Origin of the sequence: Microvirga ossetica (genome assembly GCF_002741015.1) — a bacterium.
In the GTDB taxonomy this organism is placed as follows: Bacteria; Pseudomonadota; Alphaproteobacteria; order Rhizobiales; family Beijerinckiaceae; genus Microvirga; species Microvirga ossetica.
In genome coordinates, this window is sequence record NZ_CP016616.1 from 1,925,538 (window position 1) to 1,938,314 (window position 12,777).

The 12,777-nt window shown below is 65.4% G+C and carries 10 protein-coding genes; 4 read left to right on the forward strand and 6 right to left on the reverse strand.

Features of this window, described 5'->3' with window-relative positions; all coding sequences use genetic code 11:
• Positions 1-51: 51 nt before the first annotated feature.
• The 3 genes from BB934_RS09060 to BB934_RS09070 all read right to left on the reverse strand — a co-directional run bounded on the left by BB934_RS09060 (position 52) and on the right by BB934_RS09070 (position 5,368).
• Positions 52-1,374, reverse strand: coding sequence for an adenylate/guanylate cyclase domain-containing protein (locus tag BB934_RS09060; protein ID WP_099509340.1), 1,323 nt, complete (start codon positions 1,372-1,374; stop codon positions 52-54).
• A 111-nt stretch (positions 1,375-1,485) separates the two neighbouring features.
• Complete coding sequence (locus BB934_RS09065) at positions 1,486-3,423, reverse strand: PQQ-dependent sugar dehydrogenase (RefSeq protein WP_099509341.1); 1,938 nt, start codon at positions 3,421-3,423, stop codon at positions 1,486-1,488.
• A 94-nt stretch (positions 3,424-3,517) separates the two neighbouring features.
• Positions 3,518-5,368: a M3 family oligoendopeptidase gene (locus tag BB934_RS09070; RefSeq protein ID WP_099509342.1), complete on the reverse strand. Its 1,851-nt coding sequence runs from the start codon at positions 5,366-5,368 to the stop codon at positions 3,518-3,520.
• Positions 5,369-5,538: 170 nt separating this feature from the next.
• Here BB934_RS09070 and BB934_RS09075 point away from each other — a divergent pair, with 170 nt between their 5' ends.
• The 3 genes from BB934_RS09075 (at position 5,539) to BB934_RS48825 (ending at position 10,357) form a co-directional block, all read left to right on the forward strand.
• Positions 5,539-6,567 carry a sigma-54-dependent transcriptional regulator gene (locus BB934_RS09075; RefSeq protein ID WP_099509343.1) on the forward strand — a complete coding sequence of 343 codons (1,029 nt, stop codon included), beginning with the start codon at positions 5,539-5,541 and terminating at the stop codon, positions 6,565-6,567.
• 106 nt (positions 6,568-6,673) lie between these two features.
• Complete coding sequence (locus BB934_RS09080; protein ID WP_099509344.1) at positions 6,674-8,446, forward strand: L,D-transpeptidase family protein; 1,773 nt, start codon at positions 6,674-6,676, stop codon at positions 8,444-8,446.
• Between the two features lie 231 nt (positions 8,447-8,677).
• Positions 8,678-10,357: a peptidoglycan L,D-endopeptidase MepK gene (locus tag BB934_RS48825; protein ID WP_210422141.1), complete on the forward strand. Its 1,680-nt coding sequence runs from the start codon at positions 8,678-8,680 to the stop codon at positions 10,355-10,357.
• Between the two features lie 34 nt (positions 10,358-10,391).
• Here BB934_RS48825 and BB934_RS09090 read toward each other — a convergent pair whose 3' ends face one another.
• The gene (locus tag BB934_RS09090) at positions 10,392-11,252 is read right to left on the reverse strand and encodes an urea carboxylase-associated family protein (protein WP_099509345.1); all 861 of its coding nucleotides are present in this window, start codon (positions 11,250-11,252) and stop codon (positions 10,392-10,394) included.
• Between the two features lie 129 nt (positions 11,253-11,381).
• On the opposite strand from BB934_RS09090, the gene BB934_RS09095 reads away from it, so the two are divergent.
• Positions 11,382-11,864, forward strand: coding sequence for an acyl-CoA thioesterase (locus BB934_RS09095; protein ID WP_099512706.1), 483 nt, complete (start codon positions 11,382-11,384; stop codon positions 11,862-11,864).
• 273 nt (positions 11,865-12,137) lie between these two features.
• Here BB934_RS09095 and BB934_RS09100 read toward each other — a convergent pair whose 3' ends face one another.
• Together BB934_RS09100 and BB934_RS09105 are read right to left on the reverse strand one after the other, a co-directional pair.
• A complete protein-coding gene (locus BB934_RS09100) occupies positions 12,138-12,398 on the reverse strand; it encodes a DUF2312 domain-containing protein (protein WP_099509346.1) in 261 nt (86 codons plus the stop codon).
• Between the two features lie 61 nt (positions 12,399-12,459).
• A complete protein-coding gene (locus tag BB934_RS09105; RefSeq protein WP_099512707.1) occupies positions 12,460-12,762 on the reverse strand; it encodes a DUF1244 domain-containing protein in 303 nt (100 codons plus the stop codon).
• Between the last annotated feature and the right edge of the window lie 15 nt (positions 12,763-12,777).

Sequence of the window (12,777 nt, forward strand, 5' to 3'; positions counted from 1 at the left end):
CGGAGAGCTTAAGATATGTCGTGCGGCGCCGAACGCTAGGTCGCTGCGGCGTCAGGCCCTCTGGCTGCCGACGGCGGCAAAAAGCGACATGTGCTCGGTCAGGCCCTTGAGGGCGAAGGCGCCCCGGTCCTCCAGGTGCAGGTTGGAGCCGGCGACGAGATCGCGCACCGTACGCGACACCAGGACCTCGCGGCCATCGGCGAGCGCAGCGATGCGGGACGCGATATGCACCGCGATGCCGCCGATATCGTCTCCCATCATCTCGATCTCGCCGGTATGGACGCCACAGCGGACCTGCAGGCTCAACGTGCGCAGGGCCTCGATGATGGCGCCGGCGCAGCGGACGGCGCGGGCGGGCCCGTCGAAGGTTGCGAGGAATCCGTCGCCGAGCGTCTTGATTTCCCGGCCGCGGAAGCGGCCGATCTCGCCGCGCACGATCCTGTCATGCTGGTCGAGGAGAACGCGCCAGGCGCGATCGCCCATCTCCTCGGCGCGGCTTGTAGAATCGACGATGTCCGTGAACAGGACCGTGGCCAGCACCCGGTCGGGTTCGCTCTCGGCGTGGGTGCCGGTGAGAAACTCCTCGATCTCGTCGGCGACGGGGCCCGCATCGGTGGCCCACAGGACGTGGTCGATGCCGGGGAACTCGACATATTTCGCGCCGGGAATGTTGGCCGCGAGATAGCGGCCGCCCTCGACATTGACCCGCGTGTCGCCCGCGCGGTGCAGAACCAGGGTCGGGACGCGGATCGTCGGCAGGATGTGGCGCACGTCGATCTGGCTGTTCATGCGCATGAGCGCGATCACGGCCGACGGGCTGGCGCCGAGCCGCTCGAATCGTCCCCACCATTGCCGGAAGCGCTCGTCCCCGACCTTCGTCGGCGCGAAGGCGGTGAGGCTCTCGCCCTGCCCCCAGGTCCGGTCGATCTTCTCCAGAAAAGGCTCGAACCGCTCATGCGGCAGAACCCAGGTATGGAAGTCGGCATAGGTGCCGTAGAGGATCAGCGCCTGGGTTCGCTCGGGATAGGTTGCAGCGAAAAGCATGCTCATGGCGCCGCCCTCGGAAATCCCGAAGAGGGCAGCCTTCTCGCTGCCCACCGCATCCATCACCGCGCGCACGTCGTCCATGCGCTCCTCGAGACTCGGCAGGTTCCCGAGCCGGTCCGACAGGCCGGTGCCTCGCTTGTCGAACAGGATCAGGCGGCTGAAGGAGCCAAGCCGGGACAGGAAGTGAGCCATGTTCGGCTCGTCCCAATAGAGATCGAGGTTGGAGATGAAGCCGGGGACGAACACGAGATCGAGCGGTCCCTCGCCGACCACCTGATAGGCAATCCGCAGATCGCCGCTTCTGGCGTAATGCGTGTCGACCGGCATAACAGGCATCCCAACTCCGTCGTGGGGAATTTGGCGAGTTCCGGCCTCAGAGAGTCAAGCCTGACAACGCCGTTTCTGTGTCCTGCAGAAAGGCCGCCAGAACCCGCATGGCTAGAGGAGAAAGTCCCCCGCTTTCAGGCTGCGGATACCGGCAAGACGAATGATGCCTTCCGCATCCTGATCGGCATCGGTGTTCAGAAGCACGCGCGCCTCCGTTCCCACGACCTCGTACCGAACCTGTCCCGCTGCCGTGAACTCGCCTCTGCCGATGAAAGCGAAAGCCTGGTTGCCGCTGCGAAGAGCATTGGCATTGATCCTCGCCAGATCCAGCAGATCGTGGGCGCTCGTGCTGAAGTCCCGCACAAGGTCCACGCGATCGAGGGAGACACCGACGGAGCCGATCGATTGCCAGCGGAACACGTCGGCGTCCGGCCCACCGGACAACAAGTCCTTGCCTGGCCCTCCGACGAGCGTATCGCGACCGGCATCGCCATAAAGCCTGTCATTGCCTGCGATGCCGGCGAGACTGTCGTTCCCTCCACCACCGCGAAGACTGTCATGGGAGTCGGATCCCTTCATGGCGTCGTTGAACGCACTGCCCCACGCGCCCTGAATGCTCGACAAGCGGTCGCCGGACGCATCGCCTCCGGCCTGCGTGCGCTTCGCAAGATCGATGAGCACGCGGCCTGCGGAATCGCGATAATCGGCATAGTCGAAGCCGCTGCTGCCCGACAGGAGATCGGCCCCTGGCCCACCCTGGAGATTGTCATCGCCGCTGCCGCCAAACAGCGAGTCGTTGCCGCCGCCGCCGAAGATCCGATCGTTGCCGCCGCCCCCGTTGAGAATGTCCGCCGCATCGTCGGCGGGATCGGGGCCGCCGCGCGATTTGAGATCGAGGCGGAATATCTTGCCTCCATAATCGACGATGTAGAGGTTTCCGGATGCATCCTCCCCCAGGGACGAAACGGAACCGATCGGACCGCCGCCGACGGCCACCCGACCGGTCAGATCCGTGAACGACCAGGAGCCTGAGGCGCGCTGCAGGGACCAGATCTTATGGCTGACGAAATCCGAGAAGAAATACGTTCCCTGGAAGTCCTGCTCCGGCCCGCGATAGACATAGCCGCCCGTCACCGCCTGACCGATGCTGCGGTCATAGGCATGGATCGGATTCGTGAAATTCGGGAACGATCCGGGCTTAAAAGGCCCCTCGGTGACGCTCCAGCCGTAATTGGCGCCGGGGCTTCCGAGATTGATCTCCTCATAGGCACTCTGGCCGACATCGCCGATATAAAGCTCGCCGGTCAGCCGGTCGAAGCTCACGCGCCATGGATTGCGCAGGCCCGCCGCATAGATCCCCGTCCCTATCGCGCTGCCTGCGATCCCGTCTATGGACGCCGGATTGTCCACAGGCAGGGCGTAGTTTCTGCTCGCGTCGGCAGGGAAGGCATCGCCATTCACATCGAGCCGCAGGATCTTGCCCAGCTGATTGAGGCTTTGCGAATTGGCTCCGTTCGCACCATCCCCGGTCGCCACGTAGAGATAGCCGTCCGGCCCGAACCCGATCCATCCGCCGCGATGGTTGGTGGAGGATGGGTAATCGATCCGATCGATGAGCCTCATGCTGGACGGATTGGCGACCAAGGGATTGTTGGCCAGCGTCTGGTATTCGCGGATCTCCACATCGCCGTCCGTCGTGCTGAGATAGACGTAGAATCGCCGGCTCGTCGCAAAATCCGGTGCGAAGGCGAGGCCGAGGAGGCCCTGTTCCCCGTCCGTTGCAACATTCACGGTGAGGAAAGGCGTGGCGAGGACCTGGCCGGTGCCGGCATCATAGACCTTCACCTGCCCGCGCTTCTCGATGATGAAAAGATGGTTGGAATTGCCCGGAGCCGAAGTCAGGTACAGGGGATTGACCAGGCCGGAGGCGATCGCGTTGGCCGCCATCGTGGGCGGCGTTCCGGCATTCGGATCATAGCCGTAGATCACATCGGCGGCGCTGGTGCCGCTCAGCCTGTCCGCAGCCTGACTCCCGATACGAACTGCCATGGTCGACTCCGAATCGGCCCCCGTACAGCGCTCGTCATGTGATTTGGTCGATATGCCCCGAGCGGCAAGTCAGCCGCCGCTCGGGGCAGAGCATTTACGCCGTTGCGGACTCCATCGCCTCGAGCTCGCCGATCAGCCGCTCGATCATCGACAGGCCGATCTGCCAGAAGGCGGGGTCGCTGGCATCGAGGCCGAAGGGAGCGAGAAGCTCCGAGTAATGCTTGGTGCCGCCGGCGGAGAGCAGCGCGAAATAGCGGTCCACGAAGCCCTCGTTGGAGCGCTCGTAGACGCCGTAGAGCGAGTTCACCAGACAATCGCCGAAGGCATAGGCGTAGACGTAGAACGGCGAATGGATGAAGTGCGGGATGTAGGTCCAGAAGCTCTCGTAGCCTTCCCCGAGACGGATCGCCGGGCCTAGGGACTCGTCCTGCACCGACATCCAGAGCTCGCACAGCTTGTCGGCTGTCAGTTCGCCGTTGCGGCGTTCCACATGCACCTTGCGCTCGAAGGAATAGAACGCGATCTGGCGCACCACCGTGTTGAGCATGTCCTCGACTTTGGCCGCCAGCATCGCCTTGCGCTGCACGGGATTGGTGGTCTGGTCGAGCAGGCGGCGGAAGGTGAGCATCTCGCCGAAGACGGAGGCCGTCTCGGCGAGCGTCAGGGGCGTCGGCGCCATGAGCGCGCCGTTGGGGCCGGCCATGACCTGATGCACGCCGTGGCCCAATTCGTGCGCCAGCGTCATCACGTCCCGCGGCTTGCCCTGGTAGTTGAGCAGCACGTAAGGATGCGCCGAGGGCACGGTCGGGTGGGCGAAGGCGCCGGGCGCCTTGCCGGGCCGGGTCGGGGCGTCGATCCAATCCTCGTCGAAGAAGCGCTGCGCGATGTCGGCCATGCGCGGCGAGAAGGCGGAATAGGCGGAGAGCACCGTGTCCCTGGCCTCGTTCCAGGGAATGGTGCGCTGCTCGACCTTCGGCAGCGGCGCATTGCGATCCCAATGGTCGAGCTTGTCTTTGCCGAACCACTTCGCCTTCAGGGCGTAATAGCGGTGGGACAGGCGCGGATAGGCCTCGCGCACGGCGGAGACCATCGCCTCCACCACCTCGCGCTCGACCCGGTTCGCCAGATGGCGGGAATCGGCCACGTCCTCGAAGCCGCGCCAGCGGTCCGAGATCTCCTTGTCCTTGGCGAGCGTGTTGGTGATGAGCGTGAAGGTGCGCAGGTTCGCCTTGAAGGTCTTGGCGAGCGCGTCCGAGGCGTCCTTGCGCACGCTCTCGTCCGGGTCCTGCAGCTTGTTGAGGGTCGGCTCGATGGGCAGCTCCTCGCCGCGCACGGTGAAGCGTAAGGAAGCGATGGTCTCGTCGAAGAGGCGGTTCCAGGCCGAACGGCCGGTCACCGACTTCTCGTGGAAGAGCTGCTCGATCTTGTCCTCGAGCTGATAGGGCTTGTCCTTGCGCAGGTCCTCGATCCAGGGCCTGTAATGGGCGAGCGGCCCGGTGCTCATGGCCTTGTCGAGCACGGCGTCCTCGATGCGATTGAGCTCGAGCCCGAAGAAAAGGAGTTCCGTCGAGGCGGCGGTCAGGCGCTCCTGGGTGTCGCCATAGAACTTCGCGCGGATCGGATCCGTGGTGTCGCCGGAATAGACCAGGCCGGCATAGGACATGAGGCGTCCAAGAAGGTCTTCGAGCGCCTCGTAGCGCTTCACCACCTCGTCGAGCCGTTCCGATGCCCGCTCGTCCCGCGCCATCTCATCGAGCTTGCCGCGATAGGCGGCGGCGAACGCCTTGCACTCGGCCTCGGCCCTGGCGAGATCGCCCTTGAACGCCTCGCTGTCCATGCCGGGATAGAGATGGGAGAGGTTCCATTCGGGCAGGGCCCCGAGTTCGGCCTGCACGGCGCCGGCACTGGAGGGATGGTGCGAGGGAGAGATTGTCTGAACGGTCACGGGCGAAGGCCTGCCTAGGATCGGTGAGGAAAATTCTTCCACACATATTGGCCGCCGCGCTCTCCGGATCAACCCATTCCAACCGAGGGCGGGATGGCCCCGTTAACAGGCGGTTTACCCTTTCCCGACCAGCATCGCGCGACCGATTCTCGAAAGCGTCCCGCCGCCTTATGCCTCTTCCACGGCTCTTTGCAGACGACATCCGTGCCCTTCGCGGCGAGACCGAGAAACCCGCTGCCGGCTCCGAGCGGGAGCGGATCGGCCGGCTGGCGGAGCGCGCCGCAAGGTCCTCCCTGCCGGTCCTGATCGAGGGCGAGCCGGGAAGCGGCGCGCCGGCCCTGGCACGGGCGATCCACGATTGCGGCGAGCGCCGGGAGCGTTCCTTCATCCGCCTTCACGCCGGAGAGGCTCCCGTTCAGGGCCTGTCCTCTCGCCTTCCCGCCGCACTTAAGGAAGCGCATGGCGGCACCCTCTTCATCGACGATGTCGAGCGGCTCGGCGCGGACGACCAGAGCGAACTTTTAGCCTTCCTGCACCGGCAGGACGGCGCACGCTCTCCGCGCCGCCACGACGTCAGGATCGTTGCTGCGGGTCTGGACATCGCCGGATCGGTGCGGTCCGGCCATTTTCGCGAGGATCTCTTCTACGCCCTCCAGGCCCTGCCGATATCCGTGCGCCCCTTGCGGGCGCAACGGGAGGCCATCGCCGATTGGGCGCATCGCTTCGTCCGCCGTTTCGCGGCCGACGAGGGCAAGCGGATCAGGGGCCTGTCCGCGGAGGCCGCAGGCCTGCTCGCCCGCTACGACTGGCCCGGCAACCTGCGGCAGCTCGAGAACGCGGTCTACCGCGCCGTGATCCTGGCCGAGGGTCCTTTTCTCACGCCGACGGAATTCCCGCAGATCGCGTCCCATCTGCAGGGTCGGCGCATCGAGATCCCGCCGCTTCCGATTGCCCAAGCGCCTGTCCTGCAGACAACCTACGCAAGCGAGCGCATTGCGCGGCGCGACCCCAACGCCCTCCCGCTCGTCGACGATGCCGGCGACATGTTCACGCTCGCCGATCTGGAGGCGCAGGCGATTCGCTTCGCGCTTGCCCATTATCGCGGACGCATGTCGGCGATTTCGCGGCATCTGGGAATCGGACGGTCGACTCTTTACAGAAAATTGAAAGAACTTGGCCTATCCGATGAAGCCGCATGACGTTTCGCGCGTTAAGCGTAACAGAACGTGCGCGCGAACACTGACGAAATTCATTTGATGGAGGAATCTCCTATCCTCCACTTTCATTGCGATGAGGAGCAAAGTCATGCGTGACTTGCGCAAGGCGGCCATTTGGCTCGGTTTGATTGGGTCGGTCTCCCTCCTTCCGCTCTCCGCCCTCGCGGAAGATGCAGGCAGCCCCCCGCAGGATGCGTCCACGCCCGTTCTGGCCGTTGCTCCTGCAGAGCCCTCCTTCCATGACGTCGTCGAGACGCCCGCGACGGCGGGCATGGCCTCCGACGCGATCCCGGCGATCGAACCGGCTCCCGTCGCCATCGATGCGGCCGATCTGAAGCCGGCCCCCGCCATCGATATTCCGCTCCCCGATGCGGCGCCCGTGACCGCCCTGATGCAGGCGGATGTCTTCCGCATGGCCGTCGCGGGACTTTTCGCGGACGATGCCGCCATGCGCGAGATGCGCGTGAGCGGCAAGGACCGCGAGGCGCTCTCCGCCTATTATGCGAAAGCCGAGCGCCCGCTGATCTGGGCCCGGGACGGCGCCTGGTCGCCCGCCGCGTCCGGCGCGATGGAACGCCTGAGGTCAGCCGACGAGGACGGCCTCGATCCCGCCGATTACGCCCTGCCCGACCGGGGCCTGCGCAAGGATGCGCCGCCCGCGCAATGGGCGAAATCCGACGTGAAGCTCTCCCTTGCCGCGATCCGCTACGCCCGCGACGCCCGCGGGGCGCGAGTCGATCTTGCCCGCCTTTCGGCGCTCGTGACCCCGAAGCTGTCGCTGCCGGCGGTCGACGAGGTGCTGAGCAGGGTCTCCGCCGCCGGCGATGCGGGCGGAGCGCTCGAATCCTACAACCCGCCGCATGCCGGCTACCGGGCCCTGAAGGAGCGCCTGGCGCAGTTGCGCGAAAGCCATCCCTCGCAGCCGAGCGTGCGCCTGCCCAAGGGCCCGACCCTGCGCGTGGGCATGAAGGACCCGCGCGTGCCGCTGATCCGCGCGCGCTTCAATCTCGCGAAGGATTCGGACAACCAGACGATCTACGACGAGCGCTTGGCCTCGGCGGTCGCCGCCTTCCAGAAGGAAAAGGGCCTGCCCAACACGGGCGTCCTGAACCCCCAGACGGTGGCCGCCCTCTCCGGCCCGTCCGTAGCGCAGCGCCAGTCGGAGCTGATCGCCAACATGGAGCGCTGGCGCTGGCTGCCGGCCGATCTGGGGCAGCGGCACATCATGGTGAACGTCCCCGAATACCGCCTTCAGGTGGTCGAGGGCCGCAATGTGGTGCATCAGGCCCGAGTGATCGTCGGCAAGGAGCAGTCGCAGACGCCGATCTTCTCCGAGAACATGAAATATCTCGTGGTGAACCCGTCCTGGACGATCCCGCCTTCGATCATGAAGAAAGAGATCCTTCCGGCGCTCGCGAACGATCCCTATTACGCCGCGCGCAAGGGCTACAAGATCATCCGCCGCGGCGACCGGATCTCGGTGCAGCAGCCGCCGGGCGAGCGCAATGCGCTGGGCTTCGTGAAGTTCATGTTCCCGAACCAGCATGCGGTCTACCTGCACGATACGCCGAACCGCAATCTTTTCGCGGCCGGCAAGCGCGCCTTCAGCCATGGCTGCGTGCGCGTGGACAAGCCCTTCGAGCTCGCCGAGGAGATCATGGGCAAGGACGGCAAATGGACCGAAGAGAAGCTGCGCGGGCTCATCGGCAAGGGCGAGCGCTATGTGAACCTCACCAATCCCCTGCCGGTTCACCTGACCTACTTCACCCTCGCGGTCGACGAGAAGGGCGAGGTGAAGCGTTTCGACGACATCTACGGCCTCGACCGCAAGGTCCGCGCCGCCCTGAACCTGTCCGAATAATCCCCTTTTCCCACCACGTTTTTCGGCCGATTTCTCATCCTCACTTAACGCGAAGGTAACCGTCTTCGGCAAAGATCCTTTCACTATAAGGATTGCCGCATCTCCGGGTGCGGACCGGTAAAGACGAGTATCACAGTGAGAGTATTGCGTACTGACCGCCTCGCGCATCGTGCGGGAAAGTGGGTCCGGTTTACCGCGTCCAACGATGCGCCGGTTCAAAATGAGCATCGGATGAATCCCAAAAGTGGGTCCACTTTTGGGTCCGATGCTCTGGCGCTCCGCGTCGGCATTGGTCTTGCGGCCTTTCTGGCCGTCATGGTGGGCGGGGCGCACGGCACGCAGGATGCCGTCGCCAACGGCGATACCCGCACGTTGAGCCTTTACAACAACAACACCAAGGAAAGCCTCAGCGTCACCTTCCGGCGCAACGGCCAATACGATTCAGGCGGCCTGCAGCAGCTGAACTGGTTCCTGCGCGACTGGCGGCGCGACGAGCCGACGCGCATGGACCCGCGCCTGTTCGATACGGTGTGGGAGGTCTACCGCGAGTCCGGGTCGAACGAGCCGATCCGTGTGAATTCGGGCTACCGCTCACCCAATACCAATTCCATGCTCAGGCGGCGCTCCAGCGCGGTGGCCAAGAACAGCCAGCACATGCAGGGCAAGGCGATGGATTTCTACCTGCCCGACGTGTCCACCGTGCGCCTGCGCGCCATCGGCATGCGGATCCAGAACGGGGGCGTCGGCTACTATCCCAACGCCTACACGCCCTTCGTGCATCTCGACGTCGGCAGCGTCCGCGCCTGGCCGCGCATGACCCGCGCCCAGCTCGCCAACATCTTCCCTGACGGCAAGACCGTCCATATCCCGTCCGACGGCCGCCCTCTGCCGGGCTATGACGAGGCGCGGGCCGAGGTGCTTGCCAAGGGCGGCACGGTCGCCGGCTATTCGGCCTATGCCGATGCCGAAGAGGCGATCTCCTCGCAGCCGCGTCGCAAGAGCTTCTGGGCGACCCTGTTCGGTGGCGGCGACGACGAGGACGAGGATGCGGAGGAGATCCGCGCGGCCTCACGACCGGGCCGGGCGCTCATCGCCTCCCGCCAGCAGCCGCAGCCGGCCTCGAGCTACTACGCCAGCGATTCGAATGCGACGGTCTTTGCCGCGCTGCAACCGGTCCAGGCTCCCGAGCCGGCACGGCGGGCGCCTGTCGCGATCCAGCCGCGGCCGGAGCAGCCGGCACCCGCCGTGGTGGCGGCCATCGCTCCCGCTTTGCGTGAGGATCTGACGCCGCCCCCGGCCGCGCCGCTGCCGCCGACCCGGATCAACGGCGCGCCGGGCACGGTCCAGACCGCTTCGGGACCCGCCCTCGGCTGGCAGCAGGGACCGGAGGCACGGGACGCCGACCTGTCCATCGCCAAGGGCATGGCCTTCGCGCCGATGCCGCCCCGGCGGCCGGATGCGGACGACGCGGATACCGACGCCGTCACCGGCACCGTCGCCCTCGCCTATGCGCCGCTGCCGCCGGCCCGTCCCGGCTCCCTGGCCGACACGAACCCGATCCCGGGCATCCCGGAACTGCGCGGCTCCACGGAGATGGCGGCGATCCAGCATCCGCTGCCGCCGCCGCGGCCGGACCTGCGCCCCGTTGTGGTGGCCTCGGCTGCGCCCGTCGACATTCCGGTGACGGGCTCGACACCGAAGGATCTGGCAAAGGCGGTAAAGTCCAAGCCGGCACCCGAACCGGTGGCCAAGGCGTCGACGGCTGCGAAGAAACCTCCGGCCACGGCGCTCAGCGCCCTGATGTCGGCGGAGCCGAGCCTGCATATGGGCTTCTCGAGCAAGCCCGTCGGCGACCTGGCCACGAACCGCTTCACTGGACCGGCGGTCAAGCCGTTGAACGTGGTGCGATGAGAGAAAAGGGCTCCGAAAGGAGCCCTTTTTCGTTTCAGTCCTCGTGCTTGCGGCTGTAGCCGTTGCGCGCCGGCGAGGCCCATCCCTGCGGCGGCGCCTTCGGCCTGAAGACCTCGACCAGCAGGGGGTGGCAGACGGCCACGTCGCTCGAATGCTCCGCGCTGCAATCGCCGCCCGGGCAGGCGGAGAGCGCGCCGAGCAGGTCGATCTCGGCGAAGAATTCCAGGTAGTCTCCCGGCCGCACCGGGCTCGCCTTCATGAAGTACTGCCCCGTGTCTCGGGTGAAGCCGGTGCACATGAAGACGTTGAACACATCGTGCACCGCCGGCTCGACCTCGTCTTTCGGGCGGGAAAGGCGATGGGCGAGCGCGCGGGTCAGGTTCGAGTGACAGCAATGATGGTACTCGTGGCCCGAGAGCAGCCGGTGCGTATAGGGATCGCACCGGGTGCCGATCACGTCATGGACGGAGCCGCCGTATTCGTCGAAGCCGTACCAGTCGAGGGTGTCGTGGGTGATCGTCGCCATCGGCCGCAGGTAAGGCAGGCACGACCAGAGCTGGTCGCCGGTCGACAGATGCGTGCCGTGAAGCGCCCGCGTCTTGCCGGAGAAGAAGCGCTCGTCGATGTCTTCCGCGGCCCAGAGGTTCAGGTCACCCACCTGCGGCCCCTCGATGCTCACGATCCGGAAGAAGCAGCCGGCCGGCACGTTGAAGGTGCGCGCGTCCCTGGGCGGCACGATCACCTCGTCCACCTTCTGCCAGCCTTCGCGCGCCGCGCGATAGGCGTCGAGATCCGGTCGCGGCAAGGTCTCGACGGGATAGCAGATGACGGGAGCGATTGTGCGGCGCGCATTCGCGTCGGCAGGTTCGGATACTTGGTCCCGGGCGAGCTTCATGAATCTCTCCAGCGTTTCGCGTTCGGGTTCTTATATGAAACTGGATCGCCCAGGGCGAGCGGGAGGCGAGTCTTTTCGCTTGAGCCCTTCGCCGCAACGTATTTTATGGCCTCATCGCAAGGACGCTCGATGAATGACCTAAAGACCCAACGCGTGCTGGAGGACTACCCGAGCCTGACCTCCACCGATATCCGGTTTGCGGATCTCGACCGCCAGGGCCACGTCAACAACGCGGTCTTCGCCACGTTTTCCGAAGTTGGCCGGGTCGCCTTCATGTACGATCCGGAAAGGCCCCTCGCGAGCGAGGGCCGGAGCTTCGTGATCGCGCGCCTGCTGATCGATTTCCGCGCGGAACTCTTTTGGCCCGGCACGGTGGATATCGGCACGGGCGACGTGCGCGTGGGACGCAGCTCGTTCACCCTGGCCCAGGGCATCTTCAACGACGGGCGTCTCGTGGCGACCACCGAGGCCACGATCGTGATGGTCGACAGGCAAACCCGCCGCTCGACCCCTCTCCCGTCCGAGACGCTCGACGTCTTGCAGAGGCTGATGCTGGCCGACACGTCAGACATCCATCCTCACAGCATGCCACAACCTAAGCCCTCATCGTGAGAGGCTGGCTCTTAAAGCGCGGGAAACCCTCCTCCCCTTGTGGGGAGGAGTTGGAGGTGGGGGTGCGGGCGAAAGCCTATCAAGGTGGGGCGCCGACACCCCCACCCCGGCCCTCCCCACAAGGGGGAGGGAGAAGGCACCTACGCCTCATGATGGATGACGAGCCAGACTCTCAGGATGAGGCTGAGAGTGACGCCCAGCGCTCCGAAATAAAAAGGCCCTGCAGCGTGATGCTGCAGGGCCTTTGAAACACCCGATGGCACGTGCTTCGCGCTATCCCACCATCCCGAGCGCCTGCATGTAGAGCTCGAGGATCGCCTCTTCCTCCTGGCGCTCGGCGTAGTCGCGCTTGCGCAGGGAGATGATCTTGCGCAGGACCTTGGTGTCGAAGCCGTTGCCCTTGGCCTCGGCATAGACGTCCTTGATGTCGCCGGCAATGCCGGCCTTTTCCTCCTCGAGGCGCTCGATGCGCTCGATGAAGGCCTTCAGCTGGTCGGCTGCGACGGATTCGGTGTTGAAAGCTGCGTCATCCATGAATGAAGCCCCTGATTGATGGCATTGGCGCCAGTGTTATGGTCATTTGGTTGAAGCCGTTTTAATGCCCCGGCTTCGATTTCTCAAAATCGGCAAGCTGCGATGAAGAAGCCTCGCGCTGGTGACGCTCCTTCCACTCCTCGTAGGGCATGCCGTAGACATGGGTCCGGCTGTCCTCCTTGGAGAGATCGACGCCACGCTCGTCGGCGGCCTCTTTTAGCCAGTTCGACAGGCAGTTGCGACAGAAGCCGGCCAGGTTCATGAGGTCGATGTTCTGGATATCCGTGCGTTCGCGCAGATGCCCGACGAGCCTGCGGAAGGCGGCGGCCTCCAGCTCGGTTCGGGTCTTCTCGTCGATGTCCATCATCGGGTCGATGTC

Excerpts from the sequence above, each read along its gene's own strand:
- BB934_RS09095 (WP_099512706.1), top strand. The coding sequence starts at position 11,382 with ATGAATGACCTAAAGACCCAACGCGTGCTGGAGGACTACCCGAGCCTG.
- BB934_RS09090 (WP_099509345.1), bottom strand. The coding sequence starts at position 11,252 with ATGAAGCTCGCCCGGGACCAAGTATCCGAACCTGCCGACGCGAATGCG.
- BB934_RS09060 (WP_099509340.1), bottom strand. The coding sequence starts at position 1,374 with ATGCCGGTCGACACGCATTACGCCAGAAGCGGCGATCTGCGGATTGCC.
- BB934_RS09105 (WP_099512707.1), bottom strand. The coding sequence starts at position 12,762 with ATGGACATCGACGAGAAGACCCGAACCGAGCTGGAGGCCGCCGCCTTC.
- BB934_RS09075 (WP_099509343.1), top strand. The coding sequence starts at position 5,539 with ATGCCTCTTCCACGGCTCTTTGCAGACGACATCCGTGCCCTTCGCGGC.
- BB934_RS09080 (WP_099509344.1), top strand. The coding sequence starts at position 6,674 with ATGCGTGACTTGCGCAAGGCGGCCATTTGGCTCGGTTTGATTGGGTCG.
- BB934_RS48825 (WP_210422141.1), top strand. The coding sequence starts at position 8,678 with ATGAATCCCAAAAGTGGGTCCACTTTTGGGTCCGATGCTCTGGCGCTC.
- BB934_RS09100 (WP_099509346.1), bottom strand. The coding sequence starts at position 12,398 with ATGGATGACGCAGCTTTCAACACCGAATCCGTCGCAGCCGACCAGCTG.
- BB934_RS09065 (WP_099509341.1), bottom strand. The coding sequence starts at position 3,423 with ATGGCAGTTCGTATCGGGAGTCAGGCTGCGGACAGGCTGAGCGGCACC.